Source organism: Thermostichus sp. OS-CIW-20 (genome assembly GCF_054061455.1).
This window is the reverse complement of record NZ_JBSSEF010000026.1, coordinates 1-19,443: the sequence shown is the minus strand read 5'-3', so window position 1 is coordinate 19,443 and position 19,443 is coordinate 1. Positions and strand designations below refer to the sequence as shown.

At 61.2% G+C, this 19,443-nt stretch carries 28 protein-coding genes; 5 read left to right on the top strand and 23 right to left on the bottom strand.

From position 1 onward, the window contains the following. The first annotated feature begins 55 nt into the window (after positions 1–55). Together ACVWXC_RS09715 and ACVWXC_RS09710 are read left to right on the top strand one after the other, a co-directional pair. Positions 56–1,177, top strand: coding sequence for a glycosyltransferase family 4 protein (locus ACVWXC_RS09715; RefSeq protein WP_457392356.1), 1,122 nt, complete (start codon positions 56–58; stop codon positions 1,175–1,177). A gap of 97 nt (positions 1,178–1,274) precedes the next feature. After that, positions 1,275–2,168, top strand: a complete 894-nt coding sequence (locus ACVWXC_RS09710) for a PRC-barrel domain-containing protein (protein ID WP_011430024.1) — start codon at positions 1,275–1,277, stop codon at positions 2,166–2,168. 172 nt (positions 2,169–2,340) lie between these two features. On the opposite strand, the gene ACVWXC_RS09705 is transcribed toward ACVWXC_RS09710, so the two are convergent. The 23 genes from ACVWXC_RS09705 to rplC all read right to left on the bottom strand — a co-directional run bounded on the left by ACVWXC_RS09705 (position 2,341) and on the right by rplC (position 15,840). Next, positions 2,341–3,321: an alpha/beta fold hydrolase gene (locus ACVWXC_RS09705; protein ID WP_011430025.1), complete on the bottom strand. Its 981-nt coding sequence runs from the start codon at positions 3,319–3,321 to the stop codon at positions 2,341–2,343. Positions 3,322–3,350: 29 nt separating this feature from the next. Further along, positions 3,351–3,575, bottom strand: coding sequence for a translation initiation factor IF-1 (gene infA, locus ACVWXC_RS09700; protein ID WP_011430026.1), 225 nt, complete (start codon positions 3,573–3,575; stop codon positions 3,351–3,353). 130 nt (positions 3,576–3,705) lie between these two features. Next, positions 3,706–4,479, bottom strand: coding sequence for a type I methionyl aminopeptidase (gene map, locus ACVWXC_RS09695; protein ID WP_011430027.1), 774 nt, complete (start codon positions 4,477–4,479; stop codon positions 3,706–3,708). Between the two features lie 38 nt (positions 4,480–4,517). Beyond that, positions 4,518–5,099, bottom strand: coding sequence for an adenylate kinase (locus tag ACVWXC_RS09690; RefSeq protein WP_011430028.1), 582 nt, complete (start codon positions 5,097–5,099; stop codon positions 4,518–4,520). Beyond that, a complete protein-coding gene (gene secY / locus ACVWXC_RS09685; RefSeq protein WP_099812200.1) occupies positions 5,099–6,397 on the bottom strand; it encodes a preprotein translocase subunit SecY in 1,299 nt (432 codons plus the stop codon). Before secY ends, ACVWXC_RS09690 begins: the two co-directional genes overlap by 1 nt. A gap of 108 nt (positions 6,398–6,505) precedes the next feature. Further along, on the bottom strand, positions 6,506–6,979 hold the full coding sequence (gene rplO, locus ACVWXC_RS09680; RefSeq protein ID WP_011430030.1) for a 50S ribosomal protein L15: 474 nt from the start codon (positions 6,977–6,979) through the stop codon (positions 6,506–6,508). A 23-nt stretch (positions 6,980–7,002) separates the two neighbouring features. Next, the gene (gene rpsE, locus ACVWXC_RS09675) at positions 7,003–7,539 is read right to left on the bottom strand and encodes a 30S ribosomal protein S5 (RefSeq protein ID WP_011430031.1); all 537 of its coding nucleotides are present in this window, start codon (positions 7,537–7,539) and stop codon (positions 7,003–7,005) included. An 18-nt stretch (positions 7,540–7,557) separates the two neighbouring features. Further along, the gene (gene rplR / locus ACVWXC_RS09670; protein ID WP_011430032.1) at positions 7,558–7,926 is read right to left on the bottom strand and encodes a 50S ribosomal protein L18; all 369 of its coding nucleotides are present in this window, start codon (positions 7,924–7,926) and stop codon (positions 7,558–7,560) included. 2 nt (positions 7,927–7,928) lie between these two features. Then, positions 7,929–8,474, bottom strand: a complete 546-nt coding sequence (gene rplF / locus ACVWXC_RS09665; protein WP_011430033.1) for a 50S ribosomal protein L6 — start codon at positions 8,472–8,474, stop codon at positions 7,929–7,931. 26 nt (positions 8,475–8,500) lie between these two features. Further along, on the bottom strand, positions 8,501–8,905 hold the full coding sequence (gene rpsH / locus ACVWXC_RS09660) for a 30S ribosomal protein S8 (RefSeq protein ID WP_414389265.1): 405 nt from the start codon (positions 8,903–8,905) through the stop codon (positions 8,501–8,503). Positions 8,906–8,965: 60 nt separating this feature from the next. Next, positions 8,966–9,508, bottom strand: coding sequence for a 50S ribosomal protein L5 (gene rplE, locus ACVWXC_RS09655; RefSeq protein WP_457392348.1), 543 nt, complete (start codon positions 9,506–9,508; stop codon positions 8,966–8,968). 56 nt (positions 9,509–9,564) lie between these two features. Continuing rightward, positions 9,565–9,963, bottom strand: a complete 399-nt coding sequence (rplX, locus tag ACVWXC_RS09650) for a 50S ribosomal protein L24 (RefSeq protein WP_011430036.1) — start codon at positions 9,961–9,963, stop codon at positions 9,565–9,567. Further along, positions 9,963–10,331, bottom strand: coding sequence for a 50S ribosomal protein L14 (rplN, locus tag ACVWXC_RS09645; protein ID WP_011430037.1), 369 nt, complete (start codon positions 10,329–10,331; stop codon positions 9,963–9,965). Before rplN ends, rplX begins: the two co-directional genes overlap by 1 nt. Continuing rightward, positions 10,328–10,579, bottom strand: a complete 252-nt coding sequence (gene rpsQ / locus ACVWXC_RS09640; RefSeq protein ID WP_011430038.1) for a 30S ribosomal protein S17 — start codon at positions 10,577–10,579, stop codon at positions 10,328–10,330. Before rpsQ ends, rplN begins: the two co-directional genes overlap by 4 nt. Continuing rightward, positions 10,579–10,815 (bottom strand): 50S ribosomal protein L29, encoded by a 237-nt coding sequence (rpmC, locus tag ACVWXC_RS09635; RefSeq protein ID WP_011430039.1) that lies wholly within the window; start codon positions 10,813–10,815, stop codon positions 10,579–10,581. The genes rpsQ and rpmC overlap by 1 nt, the downstream gene beginning before the upstream one ends. A gap of 17 nt (positions 10,816–10,832) precedes the next feature. Continuing rightward, positions 10,833–11,309, bottom strand: a complete 477-nt coding sequence (gene rplP / locus ACVWXC_RS09630; RefSeq protein WP_011430040.1) for a 50S ribosomal protein L16 — start codon at positions 11,307–11,309, stop codon at positions 10,833–10,835. A 55-nt stretch (positions 11,310–11,364) separates the two neighbouring features. Further along, positions 11,365–12,111: a 30S ribosomal protein S3 gene (gene rpsC, locus ACVWXC_RS09625; RefSeq protein ID WP_011430041.1), complete on the bottom strand. Its 747-nt coding sequence runs from the start codon at positions 12,109–12,111 to the stop codon at positions 11,365–11,367. Between the two features lie 41 nt (positions 12,112–12,152). Beyond that, the gene (gene rplV / locus ACVWXC_RS09620) at positions 12,153–12,524 is read right to left on the bottom strand and encodes a 50S ribosomal protein L22 (RefSeq protein WP_011430042.1); all 372 of its coding nucleotides are present in this window, start codon (positions 12,522–12,524) and stop codon (positions 12,153–12,155) included. Between the two features lie 42 nt (positions 12,525–12,566). Continuing rightward, complete coding sequence (rpsS, locus tag ACVWXC_RS09615; RefSeq protein WP_011430043.1) at positions 12,567–12,848, bottom strand: 30S ribosomal protein S19; 282 nt, start codon at positions 12,846–12,848, stop codon at positions 12,567–12,569. Between the two features lie 78 nt (positions 12,849–12,926). Continuing rightward, positions 12,927–13,811 (bottom strand): 50S ribosomal protein L2, encoded by an 885-nt coding sequence (gene rplB / locus ACVWXC_RS09610; protein WP_011430044.1) that lies wholly within the window; start codon positions 13,809–13,811, stop codon positions 12,927–12,929. A 60-nt stretch (positions 13,812–13,871) separates the two neighbouring features. Then, a complete protein-coding gene (locus ACVWXC_RS09605; RefSeq protein WP_011430045.1) occupies positions 13,872–14,171 on the bottom strand; it encodes a 50S ribosomal protein L23 in 300 nt (99 codons plus the stop codon). Then, entirely contained in the window at positions 14,164–15,144 is a 981-nt protein-coding gene (gene rplD / locus ACVWXC_RS09600; RefSeq protein ID WP_011430046.1) for a 50S ribosomal protein L4, read from the bottom strand. The genes ACVWXC_RS09605 and rplD overlap by 8 nt, the downstream gene beginning before the upstream one ends. Before the next feature lie 51 nt (positions 15,145–15,195). Next, positions 15,196–15,840 carry a 50S ribosomal protein L3 gene (gene rplC, locus ACVWXC_RS09595; protein ID WP_457392339.1) on the bottom strand — a complete coding sequence of 215 codons (645 nt, stop codon included), beginning with the start codon at positions 15,838–15,840 and terminating at the stop codon, positions 15,196–15,198. A gap of 410 nt (positions 15,841–16,250) precedes the next feature. Here rplC and ACVWXC_RS09590 point away from each other — a divergent pair, with 410 nt between their 5' ends. The 3 genes from ACVWXC_RS09590 (at position 16,251) to ACVWXC_RS09580 (ending at position 19,298) form a co-directional block, all read left to right on the top strand. Continuing rightward, a complete protein-coding gene (locus ACVWXC_RS09590; protein ID WP_143596958.1) occupies positions 16,251–18,269 on the top strand; it encodes a PD-(D/E)XK nuclease family protein in 2,019 nt (672 codons plus the stop codon). Between the two features lie 174 nt (positions 18,270–18,443). Next, positions 18,444–18,944, top strand: a complete 501-nt coding sequence (locus tag ACVWXC_RS09585; RefSeq protein ID WP_041438233.1) for a tetratricopeptide repeat protein — start codon at positions 18,444–18,446, stop codon at positions 18,942–18,944. 9 nt (positions 18,945–18,953) lie between these two features. After that, on the top strand, positions 18,954–19,298 hold the full coding sequence (locus ACVWXC_RS09580) for a class I SAM-dependent DNA methyltransferase (RefSeq protein ID WP_049749740.1): 345 nt from the start codon (positions 18,954–18,956) through the stop codon (positions 19,296–19,298). Positions 19,299–19,443 lie beyond the last annotated feature (145 nt).

Genomic DNA, 19,443 nt, shown 5'->3' with positions numbered 1-19,443 from the left:
TCCCCCCAGGGTCAACCAGACTAGCCAGCAAGGGGTCGAGCCTGCTAGGGCGCCCATGCCTCGTACCTACCGCTTCTTGTTTGTCTCCACCCCCGTTGGGCCCCTGGGATCGGGAGCTGGCGGCGGGGTGGAGCTCAACCTTGTCAACTTGGCGCGGAGCCTGCTTGAGAGGGGAGCCCAAGTGCGCGTGCTGGCCCCTGAGGGATCCTGCAGTGTCGACTTGCCGGAAGGGGTGATCGAGGCGGTGGCCGGCCTCCCCCCGCCCTATGCCCAGAGCCAGCGCCGCGACCAGCCGGTCTGTTTTTCCACCCCTTCTCTGGTGGCCAACCTGTGGCAGCGAGCTGCCCAACTGCAGGATGAGTTTGAGCTCATCGTGAACTGGAGCTACGACTGGCTCTCGTTCTACCTGACAGGTTTTTTCCGCACGCCGGTGGCCCATATCGTCAGCATGGGCTCCCTTAGCGATGCCGTTGACCAGGCCTTGGAGCGCATCGCGCGCACCTATCCTGGCCGGCTGGCGGTACACTCGCGAGCCCAAGCCCAGACCTTTGCCTTTGCCCGGGCCCAGATGGCGGCTGGTCGGGATCCCTTTGTCTATTTGCCCTGCGGCGTCGACCTCAGCCGCTACGAGTTTGTGCCAGAGGGGAACGGATCCCTGTGCTGGGTTGGCCGCATTGCCCCCGAAAAGGGCCTGGAAGACTGCGCCGCCCTGGCCGAGAAGACGGGGAGGCCGGTGCTGATCCTGGGCCACCTGCAAGACCCGGCCTACTGGCAGCAGATTCGAGAACAGTACCCGCGGGCTCAATTGGATTACCGGGGGTTTTTGCCCACCTCTCAGATGCAGCGGCTCTTGGGCCACTGCTCGGCCTTGATCATGACCCCTAAGTGGGTGGAAGCCTTCGGCCTGGTGGCGGTGGAAGCCTTGGCCTGCGGTGTGCCGGTGATCACCTACCGCCGCGGCGGGCCGGCGGAAATTGTCCGCGATGGCGAGACCGGCTGGGTGGTGGAGCCAGACGACGTGGCAGCTCTGGCAACAGCGGTGGAACGCCTGGATCAGATCGCTAGAAGCCGCTGCCGACAGCACGCAGAAGAGCACTATTCCCTGCAGGCCATGACAGAGCGGTTTCTGGCCTGGAGCGAGCAAATTGTCCAGGATCCGATCCCGGCAGCCCGCTAGGGAGAAGACAGGCAATGGTACTATTTGATTTTGATGCCTGGGGCCGGATGACCAGCCCACTGACGCGGACACTTCGACTCACGACGGGGAAACCACCATGACGACTGGGAAAGAATCTGTTGCGCTGGTGCGATCAGAGGTTCGTCGGCGGTCACAGGTTCTGGGAACGCAGGTGATCAGCCAAGCCAATGCCGCCCGGCTTGGAGTAGTTAGCGAAGTTTGGGCAGATCTGGAAGCTAGGCAAGTCCTGGTGCTAGGAGTGCTGGAAAAGGCCTTTGCCGGATCGCCGCGTTTTCTGGAGCTGCGGCAGGTCACGGCCCTAGGACAAGACGCCATCCTCGTCCCCAGCGATGAAGTCTTCGAGGACTTGGAGTTGGAGGGTCTCAGCCGGGTAGTCGGCAGCGAGGTGATTACCGAAGAAGGGATCCGCCTTGGAAAAGTCAAAGATTTCGAATTCAACTCCGTCTCCGGCCTAATCACCGGTTTGATCCTCTCCAACCTCGGCCTGACCTTTTTGCCCGGCTTTATCCTCAGCACCTACCTGCTCTCTGCTGATGAAATCGTCTCCATCGGCGGCGATCGCCTCATCGTGGCCGATGGCGCCGAAACCCGCCTAGCCCAACTGACCAAAGGGATCTTGGAAACCCTCGGCCTGGGCAAGCCCTCCTGGCTGGTCGACACTGGCTCCGCCCCCGCCCTGCCCAGGGCCGTTGATGAACCTGCCGTCGAGGAAAACTACGAGGAAGTATACGACGAAGAATACGAGGGCGAAGAAGAGGAATATCCCGAAGCAGAGCCTGAACCCCAGGCCGAGGCGGCGCCTCCTCGTCGGCCCGAGCCTGCTCCTGCTGCCGAGCAGCCAGAATGGGAGCAAGAGTACGTCAAAGCAGAAGCCCCCCCTTCCGAGCCAGCTCCTGACTCTGCCCCGGCCGCTCCCAGCTCCCCTTTGGATAGGGACCCCTGGGAGGAGAATACCGGGGAGCCAACCTGAGCTCTGAGCCCGGCTTCGCTCCTCTCTCCCAAAGTGACGGCCTAGGGGTGACCCCATGTCAGCCGGAGCGCCTGAGCCTGAGAACTCTTCCTGGATTGGAAAAAACCAGACTGACCGGACAGTCGCCGCAAAAAGTCGGCAAAGGCGTGAGTTTTCCCTGCTCGGGGATCCCCTAGGTTGGCAGGGCAGGATCGGCCTCGGCCAAAAAGCGCAAAGCCACCGATAAAAAAGCTTGCGGCGCTTCGATGTGGGGAAAAGCAGCCCCTGGCAGTCGATAGATCGGCACCTCTGGGCGCAAGGCACGATACCGCTCCGCCTGTTCTGATCCAGTAAGGCGGTTGTTTTCTCCCCAGACCAGAGCCATCGGCTTGTCCACCACGCGAAAGTCCTCCTGAATGGGCAAGTTAAGCTTGCCGGTCAAAAAAGAACGGGGGGCAAATTGGGCCCCCGCCTGGTGGGCCGCCTGATAGTAGTAGTCCACCACCGCCTCATCCAGAGCGTACCCAGGGGAGAACAGGCTCTGCTCCGTAAATAGACGTACACTCCAGGGGGTGGTGATGACGTTGTAAAAGGCCAGCCCCAAAACCGGCAAGCTGAGAAGACCATACACCGCCTCAGCCAAAGGGATCCCTAGCGCCTCGGGGACAAGGCTGTTGTCTCCTAGAGGGGCGATGAGCAGCAGCTTCTGCCAGTGCTGAGGCTGCAGCCGGGCCGAGCGCAGCACAAACCCTGCCGAGAGAGAATTGGCAATGGCGTGGCAGGGGCGCCCGATCACCTGGCCGACAAAATCCCCGATCATCCGGACATATAGGTGGCCGGTGTACTCCAGATCGGGGCGCTCCGAGTTGCCCCAACCCAACAAATCCAAAGCGTAAACCTGATAGTGCTGGCCCAACTCCGCCATCACGGCGCGAAACTCGTAGCTGGAAGAGCCGGCCCCGATGCCGTGCAGCAGCAACAAGGGCTGGCCGGATCCCGCAACCTTGTAAAACAGACGGTGGCCGCGCCAAAAATAGTGCCTCTCCTCCCCCGGCAAGAGGCTGGGCAGAGGCTGGGTTCGAGAAGCGATCCAGGCGTTGAGCACGGCCAGGGCACTTACCCCGCCGGCCGCAACCCAGAGGCCGGTTTTGAGAACTTGGCTCAGCTCCTTCATGCTCAGCGGCCCCAGCTAAGGCCAGACGGCTACTTTTTCTTGAGGCGGTAAGTGATGCGCCCTTTGTTCAGGTCATAGGGGCTGAGCTCTACCTTGACCCGGTCGCCGGGCAAGATCTTGATGTAGTTGCGGCGGATCTTGCCGGAGATGTGGGCAAGGACGTTAAAGCCGTTGTCCAGGTCCACCCGGAACATGGCGTTGGGCAAGGACTCGGTAACCACCCCTTCCACTTCAATGGCGTCTTCTTTAGACAAGGAACCCTCCTTAAAAAACAACACAACAGAAATATCGATAGGAAACCCGCCCTGTTAAGAGCGAGTTAAGAGCCGAAACAATACTCCACCTCTTCTATCCTAGCCGTTGCCGCCCTTCAGCAAGGGATCCCTAGGACTGAAAAGGGGTGCGATCCGTCAAAATCTCAGCCCCAGAGTCCGTGATCAAGACCGTGTGCTCAAACTGGGCCGACCAAGAGCCGTCCACCGTCACCACCGTCCAGCCATCCGAGAGCACCCGCGTGGCCTCTCCCCCTGCATTCACCATCGGCTCGATTGCCACCGTCATGCCGGAGCGCAGCTTGGGATTGGGAAGGTCGCGGGTGCGGTAGTGGGGAAACTGCGGCTCCTCGTGCAAGTTGCGCCCCACGCCGTGGCCGACGTACTGCTTCACCACGGAGTAGCCCCGCCCCTGGATGTAGTCCTCGATGGCGCCTGAGACATCCTGCAGCCAGACGCCGTGGCGCACGTGGTCAATGCCCGTCTGCAGCGCTTTGGCCGCTGTGTCGATCAGGTCGCGGGCGGCATCGCCGAGGGGCTCCAGGCCAATGGTGATGCAAGAGTCGGCATGCCAGCCTTCGACCATGGCGCCAAAATCCACCTTGACGATGTCCCCCGGCTGCACCACTTTGCGGGGGCTGGGGATCCCGTGTACCACCTCATGGTTGACGCTGACACAGACACAGGCGGGAAAGCCGTAGTAGCCCTTGAAGCTGGGCAGGGCATTCAACTCCGCTACCCGCCGCTCGGCATAGGCATCGATGTCTGCCGTTGTCCAGCCTGGCTCCAGACACTCGGCAATTTCCTGCAGCACCTGGGCCACCACCCGCCCGGCCCGCCGCATCTTCTCCACCTCCCGGCGGGACTTGATCTCAATGAGCTGCATGCCCCGCCGCGGGGAGAGATTTCCCGCCCCCGTCTTGATCACGCTGTCCTCCTGAAGCCTTCCAAGAGAGCCCGCAGATGTTCTTGTACCGATTCCATCGGCTGGTTGCCATCGATCCGTCGCAGACGACCCCTGGCCTCGTAAAAGTCGATCAGCGGAGCCGTCTGCTCCCGATACACCTGCAAGCGTTTGAGGATCACCGCCTCATCGGCATCGTCGCTGCGCCCCTGCTCCTTGCCGCGGGCCAACAGCCGTGCCACCACCACGTCGTCCGGCACTTCCAGGTTGAGAACGTGGTCGTAGTCTTGCCCCAACTCCCGCAACAGCTCTTCTAAAGCCTCCGCCTGCGCCAGGGTGCGGGGGAAGCCGTCCAGGATCCAGCCCTGCGCTGGCGAGTGTTGCAACTGGCCCTTCACCATCCCAATTAACACCTCGTCAGGCACCAGCTCTCCCGCATCCATGTACACCTTAGCCTGGCACCCCAGCGGCGTTTGGGCTTTCACCTCTGCCCGCAGCAGGTCGCCTGTAGAAATTTTGGGCGTGTGGTAGATCGCTGCCAGCCGCTCTGCCTGGGTGCCCTTGCCCGCTCCCGGCGGCCCCAAAAAGATTAACCTCGGCACTATTGCTTGACCATCCCTTCGTAACGCTGCGAAATGACGTAGGTCTGGATCTGTTTGGAGGTCTCGATCGCCACCCCCACCAGGATCAGCAGCGAAGTTGCCCCCAAGCCCTGAAAAGTGGTGATGCCGGTCGCCCGCTCCACCGTCGTCGGGATGATGGCCACCGCACACAAGAACAAGGCCCCCAGCAGGGTCAGCCGGTTGAGGATCCCTTCGATGTACTCAGCAGTGGCCTTGCCCGGGCGGACTCCCGGAATGCTGGCCCCCATCTTCTTCAGGTTCTGCGCCAGATCCACCGGGTTAATGATCAAAGAGGCGTAGAAATAGCTGAAGAGGAGGATCAGCACGAAGTAGAAGGGAATGTAAAACCAAGAGGTAGGGGCCAAAAGGTTGGCCACCTGCACCAAAGTCAGGTTCTGGGTGTACTGGGCCAAGGCAAAGGGCAGGGACATCACCGAGTAGGCGAAGATGATCGGCATCACGCCCCCCTGGTTTAGCCGCAGGGGCAGGTAGCTCTTCTGCTCACGGAATAGCTTGTTGCCCACCTGGCGCTTGGCGTAGACAATAGGGATTTTGCGGCTGCCCTCCTGGACGAAGACAATGCCGACAATGGTGGCTAGGAAGACGGCCATCAACACCAAGATGCCGCCGATGGTGCTGCTATCAGCACGGGCTAGGCTGATGGTCTGGCCCAGAGCGCGGGGCAGCGTGGCGACAATGTTGACGAAGATCAACAGCGACGGCCCACTGCCCACCCCCTTCTCCGTGATCATCTCCCCCAACCACATGACAAACATGGAACCTGCCGTCAGGGCCAGGGTGGTGGAGGCCACAAAGGCCAACTCGTTGCTGGTGTTGGCGAACTCCCGCACCCAGAAGGAGATGCCGATGCCCTGGATGATGGCCCAAATCAGGGTAACGTAGCGGGTGTACTGGGAAATCTGTCGCCGCCCCTGCTCCCCCTCGTTTTTCTGCAGGTTCTCCAGGGCCGGAATGGCCGAGACCAGCAGTTGCATGATGATGGAGGCGTTGATGAAAGGCAGGATGCCGAGGGCGAAGATCCCCAAAGCGGAGATACCGCCGCCCGAGAAGACATCCAGAAAGCCAAACACAGGGCTGTTGGCGGCTTCGGCGGCAAAGCGAGCTCGGTCAATACTGGGGATGGGAATGTAAATGCCCAGCCGCACCAACAGCAACAGGCCTAGGGTAAGAAACAGACGTCTGCGCAGGCCAGAAGCCATGGCCATCTGCATGAAGGTCTCTTGGGCGGAGGGAGCGGAGCCTCGTGGGTCAGCCATAAATCTAGAAAACCTCGCGGAAGGGAAAGGCAAGGTGAGCTATTTACCACTCTACGCTGCCGGTGGGAAAGTCGGCAAAATAGAGAAGCTGCAAACTGCAGCCCAATTTTAGGATCCAGCGGAAGCAGTCTGGGATCCCACGAGCTCCACCCGACCCCCGGCTGCCTCGACCTTGGCTCGGGCTGAGGGGGTGATGGCAGCCGCTCTGATCGTCAGGGGCACGCCCACTTCCCCGTCTCCCAAGATCTTCAGCGGGCCATCGTTGGTGGTCACGATCCCCAAATCCATCAAGCTTTCCAAGCTGACCTCGCTGCCAGCGGGCAACTTGGCCAAAGCGCGCAGGTTGATCAGGGTGTACTGGGGGCGCCGCACGTAGCGGGGGAAGTGCTTGAGCTTGGGCAGCCGCCGATAGAGGGGGGTCTGGCCTCCCTCAAAGCCGGGCCGGGGACCGCCTCCTTTGCGCGCCTTCTGTCCCCGCATTCCCTTGCCACAGGAGGCTCCCTGTCCAGCAGCGATGCCACGGCCCAGGCGTCGTCGCCGCCGCGTCGAACCTGGTTGGGGGCGAATGTCTTCTAGTCGCATACTGACCTCCGGCTAACTTGCTGTTACTTACCAAACAGGCGGCGCACGTCGATCCCTCTATCTTCAGCTACCTGCTCAAAGGTGCGCATCCGCCGCAGCGCGTCAATGGTGGCACGGGCGTTGTTGAGGGGGTTGCTGGATCCCAGTTGCTTAGCCAGACTGTTGCGCACGCCCGCCAGCTCCAGAACCGTGCGCACCGCTCCCCCGGCGATGACCCCTGTCCCGGGAGCTGCCGGCATCACCAGGACAGTGGCCCCACCGCCTGATCCCCGCATGGGATGGGGTACAGACAGACCCTTGGTGAGGGGCACTTCGATTAGGTGCTTTTTGCCATCCACAACTCCTTTGCGCACAGCCCCGATGACGTCGTTGGCTTTGCCCACGCCAACCCCCACCTGGCCGCGCTCGTTGCCCACCACCACCACGGCCCGGAAGCTCAGCTTTTTGCCGCCCTTAACTACTTTGGTGACGCGCCGGATCTGGATGACCCGCTCCTGCCACTCGCTAGTCTGCTCTTCGCGGCTCTTTTTGCTTCTGCGACGTTCTCTTTGCTCAGCCATATGCCATCTCCTCAGGGCCTAGAACTGTAAGCCTGCTTCGCGGGCGGCTTCCGCCAGGGCCTGGACACGCCCGTGGTAGAGCTTGCCGCCGCGGTCGAACACCACTTGACAAATGCCTGCCTGTAAGGCCCGTTGGGCGACGGAGCGACCCACCACGGCGGCAGCCTCTCGGGTGGCCGTGCCAATGTCTTTGAAGGCTTCCCGCAGCTCCCTGTCCAGCGTGGAGGCAGAGACTAAAGTGTGCTGGGCTACATCGTCGATCACCTGGGCGTAGATGTGGCGATGGGAGCGAAACACGGCCAAACGGGGCCGCTCGGGCGTCCCGAAGACCTTGCGGCGAATGCGGCGATGGCGACGTTGGGTGGCAGCTTTGCGAGTGATTTTCATAGCTACTTCTTGGCCTTCCCGGATTTACCTGCTTTGCGACGAACCTGTTCCCCTACATAGCGAATCCCTTTGCCCTTGTAGGGCTCTGGCGGACGGACGGCCCGAATCCGCGCCGCCGTGTTGCCCACCAGCTCTTTGTCGATACCTGAGACGACGATGACGTTGTTGCCCTCAACCGCTATTTGGATCCCTGGCGGGAAAGGGATCTCCACTGGGTGGCTGTAGCCAACGTTCAAGATTAACTTGTTGCCCTGGGTGGAAGCCCGGTAGCCCACACCCACCAATTCCAGCCTGCGCTCAAATCCCCTAGATACGCCGTCCACCATGTTGGCAACCAAGGTGCGGCAGAGGCCGTGCAGTTGGCGGGCCGGGCGAGACTCGTTGACCCGGCTGACCTTGAGCGTCTGGGCTTCTTGATGCACCGCAATCAAGGGGGGCAAACTGCGAGACAGTTCTCCCTTCGGGCCTTTTACCGAGATCTGCTGCCCCTCGATCTGAACCTCTACCTTGGCAGGAAGGGCGATGGGGCGTTTGCCAATGCGAGACATGGGCCAACTCCTGGCAAGAGAACAACTCAATAGACGTAGCAGAGCACTTCGCCGCCGATGCCCTGCTTGCGAGCATCCCGGTCGGTCATGATGCCGTTGGAGGTGGAGATGATGGCAATCCCAATTCCTCCCAACACCCGAGGCAGTTCTTTGTGGTTGCAGTAAACTCGCAGCCCGGGCCGGCTCACCCGCTTCAGGCCATTGATGATCGGCTTACGACCTTTGCCCTTGTACTTCAACCGCAACACAAGCTGAGCGTGGCTCCCTTCTCCCTCTTCCTTCCAGTCGCTCACAAAACCTTCCTCATGAAGAACGCGAGCGATGCTGCGGGTCATGCGTGTGGCCGGGACCGCCACCGATTCATGCCGAGCCATGGTGGCATTCCGAATGCGGGTGAGCATGTCGGCGATCGTGTCGTTGGTGTGGGCCATGGGTGGGTCGGTGCTCCTCGGAAGATCGATCAAGTCGAGACAATTGCAGATGGGCAAACCTTAAGAGGCAAAGGGCATGCCAAACTCTTTGAGCAGGGCACGGCCCTCTTCGTCGGTTTCGGCGGTGGTCACAATGGAGATGTCCATACCTCTGATCTGGTTTACAGAGTCGTAGTTGATTTCGGGGAAGATCAGTTGCTCGCGAATACCAAGGGTGTAGTTGCCCCGCCCATCAAAAGATTTGGGGCTGACGCCACGGAAGTCGCGGATACGAGGGAGGGCAATGTTGATCAGCCGATCCAAAAACGCGTACATGCGCTCCCGCCGCAGGGTCACCATCAGGCCAACCGGCATGCCCTTGCGGATTTTGAAACTGGCAATCGCCTTTTTGGCGCGGGTAATCACCGGACGCTGGCCCGTGATGGCGCTGATCTCGGCGATGGAGGATTCCAGGGCCTTGGCGTTTTGGGAGGCATCTCCCAGGCCGCGATTGATCACGATCTTTTCCAGACGCGGCACCTGATGGATGTTGGTGTAGCCCAACTCTTTTTGCAGCTTGGGAACGATGACGGTGTTGTAGAGGATTTGCAGACGCTGGGGCATGGTCGGTTCTCCTGGGGGCTCTGGGCTGGGTCAGAGCTCTATCGAAAAAGGGACGGCTAGTCGAGGATCTCGCCGGTTTTCTTGAGGACACGGACTTTGCGGCCATCGGCGGTGATTTGATAGCCAATACGGCTGGCCACTTCCTGCTTCTTGGAATAGAGCATCACCTTGCAGGCGTGGATCGGGGCTTCTTTGGTCTCGATGCGACCACTTTCGCCTTCCCGTTGCGGCTTGCGGTGGTAGGTTACTATGTTTACCCCTTCCACCAAGACCATGTTGCGTTCGGGAAAAACCTGCAGCACCTCGCCGATTTTGCCTTTGTCGTCGCCGGAGATCACCTGGACGGTATCTCCCTTCTTGATGCGCATTTTGTAGCGTAGGCTGTTGCGGTGCTTGCGAACGCCGGTCTGCCGAATCAGCCGTCGAATTTGGCTGGGCTTGAGGGGACGAACCATTACAGAACCTCCGGGGCAAGGGAGATGATCTTGGTGAAGTTTTTCTCCCGCAGCTCGCGGGCTACAGGGCCGAAAACGCGGGTTCCGCGGGGGTTGCCGTCGTCGTTGATGATCACGGCAGCGTTGTCGTCGAAGCGGATGCACATGCCGTCGGGGCGGCGTACCGTATCGACGGTGCGGATGACCACAGCCTTGACGACGTCGGATTTTTTGACCGGCATATTGGGCAGGGCGTCTTTGACGACGCCAACGATCACATCTCCCAGGCTGGCGTAGCGACGGCCACTGCTGCCCAGGACGCGGATGCACATCAGCTTGCGGGCGCCGGTGTTGTCAGCTACCGTTAACATGGTCTGCTGCTGAATCATAGTTTCTTGACCTCCCGTATGATTTCGGCCACTCGCCAACGCTTGGTGCGGCTGAGGGGACGGGTTTCCGTAATGCGCACCAGATCCCCTTCTTGACAGCGGTTCTCTTCGTCGTGGGCCTTAAACTTTTTGGTTTTGACGACGATTTTGCCGTATTTGGGGTGGGCAACCCGGTTTTCCACAGCAACGACCACTGTCTTTTGCATCTTGTTGCTGACGACAACGCCGATCTTTTCGCGAGCAGGCATTACTCCTCCTTCTGGGTCTGAGTTGAGGACAAGGACTTGCCGCGCTTGCGCTCTGACTCAACGGTCAGCAGTTGGGCCAGCTTGTGTTTGCGCAGGCGAATGAGATGGGGCTGGTTCAACTGCCGCGTGGCCTGCTGCAAACGCAGCTCGAACAGCTCTTTCTTGACGGCGTAGATCTCCTGGCTCAATTCTTCGTCGGATAGGGCGCGAGCGTCGGCAATTTTAGGCATGGGCATGGCTCAACTCTCCTCCCTCAAATAGCGCTGGCTGCTACTTCTGTTGTTTCTGGAGCTGCTTTCTGAACAGGTTCCGGCTCCTCAAAGTTAGCCTTGGTTACAAACTTGACTTTGATCGGCAGCTTTTGGGCGGCAAGGCGCATCGCCTCTCGGGCCGTGGCTTCAGGAACTCCTCCCATCTCGAAGAGGATACGGCCCGGCTTGACGACGCAAACCCAGTATTCGGGGTTGCCTTTGCCGGATCCCATGCGGGTTTCGGCAGGCCGTTGGGTAACGGGCTTGTCGGGAAAGATGCGGATCCAGATTTGGCCTCCCCGCCGGACGTAGCGGGCCATGGCCCGACGGCTGGCCTCGATCTGCCGCGCGGTGATCCAGGCGGGTTCTAGAGCCACAAGGCCGTATTCCCCAAAGTTGATGCGGTTGCCGCGAGTCGCTTTGCCTTTCATGCGCCCGCGCTGTTGCTTGCGGTATTTGGTTCGTTTGGGGCTTAACATGGCCGTTCCTTAAATCAACTGCGATGGGGATCCCTGGATTTTCGGGTGCTGGCCCTCAGGCCTCCACTGCTGAGCGGTCTTCAAAAGTGGGCCGCCGCCGCTGCTGCCGCCGCTTGGGCTGTTGCAGGGGAACTTTTTGTTCGGGCCGTTCCTGCCCGGGGAGAACTTCTCCTTTGAAAACCCAGACCTTGACCCCAATGACACCAAAGGTGGTCTGAGCGATGTGGTCGGCATAGTCGATATCTGCCCGCAGGGTGTGCAAAGGGATCCGCCCTTCCCGGGTCCATTCGGTGCGGGCGATCTCGGCTCCGTTCAGCCGCCCGGCAATTTGAATTTTGATCCCTTGCACCCCCGCCCGCTGGGCCCGCTGGATGACCTGGCGCACGATGCGGCGAAAGGCGATCCGCCGCTCCAACTGCTGGGCGATGTTTTCTGCCAGCAAAACCGCCTCGGCATCGGCACGGGTGACCTCTACTACATTGATGCGAATGGTTCGCTCGGGGCTACCGTGTGAGCTCAGCTCTTTCTGCAGGCCCTGGCGCAGGGCGTCGAGGCCGGATCCCCCACGACCAACCACCACTCCAGGGCGAGCGGCTCGGATCTCGAGGTCGATCTGATCCGCTTTGCGTTCAATTTGAATGTCGGCCAGGCCGGCGCTGCTCAACTGCTTGGTCAGGTAGGCGCGGATGAGATCGTCCTCTCGCAGCAGGGCTGGGTAGCGAGCTGGATCGGCAAACCAGCGGCTGCGATGTTCCTTAATAACGCCGAGGCGGAAACCGGTGGGGTGAATCTTCTGTCCCATGGTGGTGTCAGTTGAGGGGTAAAGTCTGGGGGTACAGGCGTCTAGGAGGCCGTCGCCGCTTCAGGTTCTATGGGCCGGACGGCGATGGTAATGTGGCAGGTGCGCTTGCGGATTGGGTAGGCACGACCTTGGGCGCGGGGGCGAAATCGCTTCAGCGTCGGCCCCTGGTCAGCGTAGGCCTTGCTGATGACCAGGTCCCGAGGATCCAGGCCGTTGTTGTGTTCGGCATTGGCCACCGCCGAGCGCAGCACCTTGCGAACCGGCTCACAGGCGGCGTAGGGCATGAACTCCAACAGGATCAGGGCATCGGCATAGGTGCGCCCCCGGATCTGGTTCAGCACGCGCCGCACCTTATAGGGGGACATGCGGATGTAGCGAGCTACCGCTTTGATTTCAGGGGATGGATCGGCCATGGCGCTCTCCTAGCTTATTGCCTCTTCTGTTCGTTGCTGGACTTAACGGCGGGCAGCTTTTTTGTCACTGCCCGCGTGGCCGCGAAAGGTACGGGTGGGGACGAACTCCCCCAGCTTGTGGCCCACCATCTGATCGGTGATGTAGATGGGCACGTGCTGCTTGCCGTTGTGCACGGCGATGGTGTGGCCGATCATGACGGGCAGGATGGTGCTGGCTCGCGACCAGGTTTTGATCATGTGCTTCTCATTGCGCTCGTTCATCTTCTCGATTTTGAGAAGCAGCTTGGCATCGACAAAAGGGCCTTTTTTGAGTGAACGTCCCATAGCAACCTCAACAGTCTGGCAAGCTGGTAAGGGTCGAAAGAAAAAGAAAATTCAGGGGCGCAGCAGATGGCCGGACTCTCATTGAGCGGCCCTCCCGCTCTTGTCCCGGCGGCCGCCACGACGGCGACCGCGCACGATGAACTTGTTGCTGGGTTTGTTGCGTTTGCGGGTTTTGTATCCCAGGGTGGGCTTGCCCCAGGGGGTGACAGGGGTGCTGCGGCCGATGGGGGCTTTTCCTTCCCCACCGCCATGGGGGTGATCGACAGGGTTCATCACCGAGCCGCGCACGTGGGGACGGCGACCTAGCCAGCGGCTACGCCCCGCTTTGCCGAGGCTGAGGTTGCTGTGGTCAACATTTCCCACTTGGCCGATGGTGGCGTAGCACTCGCCTCGGATCATGCGGACTTCGCCGGAGGGCAGCTTGAGGGAGACATACTTGCCCTCTTTGGCTACTACTTGGGCGCCGGCCCCGGCGGCGCGAACAATTTGCCCACCGCGGCCGGGATACAGCTCCACGTTGTGAACCACCGTCCCCAGCGGGATCCGCTCCAGGGGCATGGCGTTGCCAAGCTCAAAGGGGGCATCGGGCCCCGCCATAATGGTGGCTCCCACCTCGAGGTTGCGGGGAGCGAGGATGTATCGCTTCTCGCCATCTTCGTATTCCACCAAGCAGATGCGGGCGCTGCGGTTGGGATCGTACTCGATGGTCTTGACGGTGGCCGGGATCCCGCGCTTGTCGCGGCGGAAGTCGATGATGCGGTAGAGCCGCTTGTGGCCGCCGCCTCGGTGGCGGCAGGTGATGACGCCGCGGTTGTTGCGCCCTTTTTTGCGGTGGATGAATTGCAGCAGCGACTTCTCCGGTCTGGGCCGCTTGCCGTTTTCGTCCCGCGACAGCTCCTCGAAGTTGGAGACCGTCATGTGGCGGGTGCTGGGGGTATAGGGTCGGAAGGTACGAATGCCCATGGCTCGAGGGGGGGTGAAGGACGGGTGGCAATAAAACTCGAAGCGGGAAGAGGGGTTTGGTTAGGTGTCGGGGAAGAGGGTGATGGAGTCGCCTTCGGCCAAGGTCACGATGGCTCGCTTGGGACGGCTGCGATAGCCGACAGAACGGCCTACCCGCCGCTGCTTGCGGGGCAGTTTAAGGGTGTTGACGGCGGTGACCCGCACCCCAAACATCTCCTCGACGGCAGCGCGGATGAGCGGCTTGGTGGCAGTGGGCATCACTTCAAAGACGTATTTGCGCTGTTCCATCAGGGCAGTTGCCTTTTCGGTGATGACGGGACGCAACAGGACATCGGCCAGGATCCGCTTGCTCTCAGTCATTGTCTTCCTCCTCTGCTGCGGCTGTTTCGGCCTCCTCGCCAGCTGGCGGCTGGGCAAGGGGCTCTGCTTCTTGGGCTAGTTCCGCTTGTCCCTGAACTTCTCGCTCTTGTGCTTGGGCCAGCTCTTCTTCCTGGGTTTCCTGAACTTGTGGGTTTGCTAGAGCTACTTGATTAGCCTGATCAGCCTGCGCCGGGGGAGCCTCTGGCTGGGCTTGAGCTTCTGCTTGCTCTTCCTGCTCCTGGCTTTGACCTTCTGCTTGTTCGACTGGCCGAGCTTCTCGCTCTGCCGCCTGAGCCTGATCTTCAAGGCGATCGGCTTGGGTTGGAGCTGCTGCTGCCGCGCCGGATCCCCAGCGGGCCTTGAGCTTCTCCAGGGCAGAGGTGGTAATCAGCACCCAATCGACGTTGAGCAGATCAAAGACATTGAGCTGATCCAGGCCGATCAGCTTGACGCGGGCGATGTTGCGTACGGCTCGCTCGACGGCTTCCGAGCGCTCGGCGACGATAAGCAGTGCCGACTGATCCTCCATCACCCCCCAGCGCAGCAGAGCTTGGGCCACGGCGCGAGTCTTGGGCGGGTTGAGCTGATCCTGGAAATCTTCCACCACGATCAGGTCTTCCACCCGGCTTTGCAGGGCAGTGCGCAGAGCCAGTTGCCGCTCTTTGCGGTTCATGGCCAGGTTGTACTCCCGCTTGCGGGGGCCGAAGATCACTCCACCCTTGCGCCAAAGGGGGGAGCGAATGGAGCCGGCGCGGGCCCGGCCGGTGCCTTTTTGCCTCCAGGGCTTGCGGCCGCCACCGCGCACCTCAGCCCGGGTCTTGGTGTGGGCGTTGCCTTGGCGGGCGTTGGTCATCTGCCGGCGAAGAGCTAGATAGAGGATGTGGGAGGCCGTTTCGGGACGGGCAACTTTGAGGCTTAGCTCCGCGCTGCCCACCGTTTCCCCTTGCCAATTTTTCACCACACAACTTGCCATGGTTTCCTCGTCTTTGCAGATGCTGGTCAGCCTTTGCCAGGGATCCCTTTCCTAGCGTTTGTTGCCCACCTGCTTGGCAGGGGTAATCTCCAGCAGCCCCCCTTCCACGCCGGGCACAGAGCCCTTGATGATCAGCAAGTTCCGCTCCGGATCCACCTGCACCAACTGCAGTTTGCGAATGGTGACGCGGCAGCCTCCCATCCGGCCCGCCATGCGTAGCCCCGGAAACACGCGGCCAGGGGTTGTGCCGGCGCCAACAGAACCCGGTCGGCGGTGGTTCTTGGAGCCGTGAGACATGGGGCCGCGACCAAAGTGGTGCCGCTTCTGGTAGCCGGCAAACCCCCGCCCGATGGAAGTGCCGGCTACATCCAGCAACTGGCCCGGAGAGAAGATCTCGACGGTGATCTTTTGCCCCAACTGGTAAGCTTCTGGCTGGTCGACCCAGAACTCGCGCAGGTGGCGCAGCAGCTCCGTCACCCCCGCTTTGCTCAGGTGGCCCCGCTGGGCTCGCGTGAGGTGCTTTTCGGCGGTGGGCCAGTAGCCCAACTGCACGGCGTTGTAGCCGTCTGTGGCTTGGGTCTTGATCTGGGTTACCGTGCAAGGCCCCGCCTGCACGACCGTGACCGGAATGGCCAACCCTTCCGGAGAGAAGATCTGGGTCATGCCGACTTTTCTTCCAAGGATGCCAAGCGCCACGAGAACCTCCTCTCGAGCCTCTGCGACTCGCTTCTGTCAGCTTGCAACTGGCTCAATGAGCCGGATCCAGGCAGCAACGGCGCGGCAGCAGGAAGCTCAGGACTAGCTGAGGCTGCCCGCTCAGGCGAAAAAGCAACGAAAAGGAATCTTTGGATCCCCGCAGGCCAAACAGCGCCAGCAGCGCTGCTCCCTTTGCTTAATTCACCCTCAAATCACACGCCAAACTGCTTTCAAAGACTGCTCAGACTTACCTGCAAAGAGGCAGTATCTGGTTTAGCAGTACGCTAGGTTGCCGAGAGCCGTCGTCAGAGCGGGCGGACTTAATTGGCAACAGTAGTACATCATAATGAGGTGAAGACCTGTTTGTCCAGATTTTGCCGAGAAAATGGCTCGGTCGGGGGGCAGCGACTGTGAAAGCCGCTCTGGTGGGCGAAAAGAGCTATCGACGGCAAGAGCCACCTCCTTTTAGGAGTGTGATGGGGTGGGCGGGCAGCGGGCTGACCCAGGCTTGTGTAGATCGCTACCTGGATTTGTTGCGGGCGGGAACCGATCCGGGCCGGATCTTGTTTTTGGTGCGCAGCCAGCGGCAGGCAGAGGGGGTGTTGCGGCGCTTACAGCAGCTCAGCTCGAGCTGGGTGGGCCCGTGGCGGATCGAGACGTTTTTGCAGCGGGTGGGGCGCTCTCTGGCCGATCACTGGCCGCAGGTGTGCGAGCGGGTTCCCCAGTTGCCGCGCTCGTTTGAGCCAATTCCCTTGGCCAAGGATCTGGCCCAATTTCTCTGTGGGCGAGCCTGTGCTTTGTGTCCGCGGCATGGGGAGGTCTTTGCCGATCTTGGGCTGGAGGAGTTCCAGATTTGGGATCAGATCAGCAGCGCTGCCTATATTGCGGGGGCTTCGGGTTTGGCGGCGGAAGCGGTGGGATCCCGGCTGGCGGCGGCCTGGCCGGCGGAGGGGGATCCGGGGCGGGCAGAGGCCTTGCAGGCGATGGGCTGTTGTGTGGAGCGGCTGTGGGAGGTGGGGTTGCGGCTGGGATCCCTGGACTTCGGCCTGCAAATCCGGCTGTTTGGCGAGCACATCCTGCCGCTGGCCGAGTTTTGGCAGGAGTGGGATCACCTGATCGTGGATCAGGCGGAGGACAGTTGCGGGGTGGCGCTGGAGTTTTACCGGCAAGGGCAAGCCCATCTGCAAAGCCAGTTTTTCAGCTATACCATCGGCGGCGGGGTCTCTTTGACGGGGATCCCAGAGGCCGTGGCTCGCTTTCTGAGGGAAAACACCCAGGTTCAGCTTCTGGAGGGGAGCTACCGCGGCTCAGCCGGCATGATCCGCCTGGGACTGCAGATTGCGCGGGTGCTGGATCCGCGGTTTGACCATCCCCTGACGGAGCCTCTGGCAGAGAGGCTGCCAAGGGTGCAGGTGCTGGAGGGCGAGACCCAATTCGCGGCGGTGGAGGCGATGGTTGCCCAGATCCGGCAGCTTTTGCGGGCCGGGATCCCGGCCTCTCGCATCGCCGTCCTGCTGCCTCGCATGGATGCGGGGGTGAGCTTGAGCTTGCAGGAGCAGTTGCCGGAGGTCTTGCCGATCGCCCCTTTCCCGGCGTTGATCCGCTACCCACTGGTGCGGGCTTTGCTGACGGCGGCGGAAGTGGCCCATCCCGAGTGGGGAGCTTTTCCCACCTTGCCGGCCTGGCGACTGCTCCTGGGCAGGGTGTTGGATCTGGATCCCATCCGGGCGGCTTTGCTGGCCGAAGATACCCTTGACCCGGTAGGGCGTTCCCTGCGGCCCAAGACCGCCGTGCGACAGCCGGAGCGGGTGGGGTTTGCCAACCTGGAGCGCTACCAGAAGCTGCTGGATTGGCTGCGCAGCTACCGCGGCGGGCCCTCCCTGGCCGCTTTCTTCCAGCGGTTTTTCGCCGAGCACCTAGCCCAGGGGATGGATTTGCCCCAAGACCAAGAGCTGCTGCAAGCGCTGATCGACGCGGCACAACGGTTTCGCCGGGCCTTTCCTGCGGAAGAGGATCGTGCCTTTTTGGCCATGATCCGCTCGGGACAAACCCCCAGCAACAGCCGCTTCGAGCCCGACTATTCCCGCTACCTCGTGGTGGCGACGCCGGTGGCCTATATCAACCGAGGTTTGCAGGCGGATTATCAGTTCTGGTTCGACATCACGAATCCGCTTTGGTCCCGTTCTCTTTGGCGTGTGCTTTACAACAGCCGTGTGCTGACGCCGGAGTGGGATGGGGAGGTTTTCAATGCAGCCCAAGACCTACAGGCACGTCACCAAATCCTGGCTCGCACGCTGCTCAACCTCTGTTGCCGAACTCGGAAGGGGCTGTGGCTGGTGCGCTCCACTTTTAACTACCGCGGCGAAGAGAACACCGGCATGTTGGATTACCTCATTTTAAAGGCCGCGAAGGCCATGGCCACAGCCTGAGAGGAGCAACCTTACACCCATCCCAAGCCGCAACCAGACCCAGGTTCCAGAGCATAGCGAAGCTGTCTGTTGTGTCGATCCCCAACTGGGGAGTGCTCAAGATTGTCGCCAATTTGGAATGCCCCTATCGTGGGCATATCGTGAGAGAAAGCTAGGTTCTCCTACACTGGGGAGATGGCTAAGGGCTTTGGAAAACCGGCGAAAAAACAGCCGCTCCTCTCGGCCCGACAGGCGGCAGGCCGCTTCCGGCGGGGGGAATGGGCTGGCTGCCGGCAGCTCTGTGAGCAGATCCTCGCCGCTGCCGACCGGTCTGATCTGGAAGAGGCCATTGCCTTGACGCAAGCCCATGCTCTTTTGGGGCGCATCGAGGAGGGATCCGGTCGCTACCCTGCCGCCATGCTGCACTACCAACAGGCCATCGTGGCCTGTCCCCCTGCTGCTCCCGCCAGCTTGGCCGCTGAGGTTCATGCGCTGCTGGGGGGAGTACTGCGGCAGATGGGCGAGAAAAAGCAGGCGCAACGGCTCTTCGAGCAAGCCCTGGCCCGGGATCCAGCGCTGCTGATGGCGCGGGTGGGGCTGGCCGACCTGCTGCAGATGCGAGGAGAATACGAGGCGGCTCTGGCCCATTATTTGCAGGCCTGGCAGGGATCCCAGCAAGAGGCAGACATTCCTTAGCAGATCGGCATGGGCTTTTGGAAGCAGGGACAAGTGGAGGTGGCCAGCTCTTGGTTTCGGCGGGCGCTCGCCCTGCAGCCCGAACACAGCGATGCCCGCTACATGCTGGCCATTGTGGGGGAGCTGCCCCTGCCCGACAGGACTCCTCCGGAGTGGGTGCGACGTCTATTTGACGAATATGCGCCCCGCTTTGAGCAGCATTTGCTGGAAAAACTGAACTACCAGGGGCCACAGGCTGTGCGGCAAGGGATCCTGGCTGCCGCAGGGGGAGCGTCTCCTTGGTTTGAGCGGGCGCTGGATCTGGGCTGTGGCACCGGCCTGGCGGGATCCCAGGTGCGCTCCTACGTTGGATAGTTGCGGGGTGTGGATCTCTCCGCCCGCATGGTGGAGATTGCCCGGCAAAAGGGCAAGCCTCTAGTCCTGAATTTACTGAACAACATATTGTCTTACGGAACTAAAATAGCCATACTGAATTAAGCGTGCTGCCGCGGCTATCCCA

Bases quoted from the DNA above. Each gene is read 5' to 3' on its own strand.
- ACVWXC_RS09605 (WP_011430045.1), bottom strand. From the start codon at position 14,171: ATGACTGAGAGCAAGCGGATCCTGGCCGATGTCCTGTTGCGTCCCGTC.
- rplF (WP_011430033.1), bottom strand. From the start codon at position 8,474: ATGTCTCGCATTGGCAAACGCCCCATCGCCCTTCCTGCCAAGGTAGAG.
- rplX (WP_011430036.1), bottom strand. From the start codon at position 9,963: ATGGTTCGTCCCCTCAAGCCCAGCCAAATTCGACGGCTGATTCGGCAG.
- rplV (WP_011430042.1), bottom strand. From the start codon at position 12,524: ATGGCCGATCCATCCCCTGAAATCAAAGCGGTAGCTCGCTACATCCGC.
- rplB (WP_011430044.1), bottom strand. From the start codon at position 13,811: ATGGGCATTCGTACCTTCCGACCCTATACCCCCAGCACCCGCCACATG.
- rpsH (WP_414389265.1), bottom strand. From the start codon at position 8,905: ATGGCCCACACCAACGACACGATCGCCGACATGCTCACCCGCATTCGG.
- rpsS (WP_011430043.1), bottom strand. From the start codon at position 12,848: ATGGGACGTTCACTCAAAAAAGGCCCTTTTGTCGATGCCAAGCTGCTT.
- ACVWXC_RS09580 (WP_049749740.1), top strand. From the start codon at position 18,954: ATGGGCTTTTGGAAGCAGGGACAAGTGGAGGTGGCCAGCTCTTGGTTT.
- rpsC (WP_011430041.1), bottom strand. From the start codon at position 12,111: ATGGGACAGAAGATTCACCCCACCGGTTTCCGCCTCGGCGTTATTAAG.
- ACVWXC_RS09710 (WP_011430024.1), top strand. From the start codon at position 1,275: ATGACGACTGGGAAAGAATCTGTTGCGCTGGTGCGATCAGAGGTTCGT.
- rplR (WP_011430032.1), bottom strand. From the start codon at position 7,926: ATGAAAATCACTCGCAAAGCTGCCACCCAACGTCGCCATCGCCGCATT.
- rpsQ (WP_011430038.1), bottom strand. From the start codon at position 10,579: ATGCCTGCTCGCGAAAAGATCGGCGTTGTCGTCAGCAACAAGATGCAA.
- map (WP_011430027.1), bottom strand. From the start codon at position 4,479: ATGCAGCTCATTGAGATCAAGTCCCGCCGGGAGGTGGAGAAGATGCGG.
- ACVWXC_RS09705 (WP_011430025.1), bottom strand. From the start codon at position 3,321: ATGAAGGAGCTGAGCCAAGTTCTCAAAACCGGCCTCTGGGTTGCGGCC.
- ACVWXC_RS09715 (WP_457392356.1), top strand. From the start codon at position 56: ATGCCTCGTACCTACCGCTTCTTGTTTGTCTCCACCCCCGTTGGGCCC.
- rplE (WP_457392348.1), bottom strand. From the start codon at position 9,508: ATGCCCCAGCGTCTGCAAATCCTCTACAACACCGTCATCGTTCCCAAG.
- rpmC (WP_011430039.1), bottom strand. From the start codon at position 10,815: ATGCCCATGCCTAAAATTGCCGACGCTCGCGCCCTATCCGACGAAGAA.
- rplO (WP_011430030.1), bottom strand. From the start codon at position 6,979: ATGCGACTAGAAGACATTCGCCCCCAACCAGGTTCGACGCGGCGGCGA.
- secY (WP_099812200.1), bottom strand. From the start codon at position 6,397: ATGGCTGACCCACGAGGCTCCGCTCCCTCCGCCCAAGAGACCTTCATG.
- rplD (WP_011430046.1), bottom strand. From the start codon at position 15,144: ATGGCAAGTTGTGTGGTGAAAAATTGGCAAGGGGAAACGGTGGGCAGC.
- rplP (WP_011430040.1), bottom strand. From the start codon at position 11,309: ATGTTAAGCCCCAAACGAACCAAATACCGCAAGCAACAGCGCGGGCGC.
- ACVWXC_RS09585 (WP_041438233.1), top strand. From the start codon at position 18,444: ATGGCTAAGGGCTTTGGAAAACCGGCGAAAAAACAGCCGCTCCTCTCG.
- rplN (WP_011430037.1), bottom strand. From the start codon at position 10,331: ATGATTCAGCAGCAGACCATGTTAACGGTAGCTGACAACACCGGCGCC.
- rpsE (WP_011430031.1), bottom strand. From the start codon at position 7,539: ATGGCTGAGCAAAGAGAACGTCGCAGAAGCAAAAAGAGCCGCGAAGAG.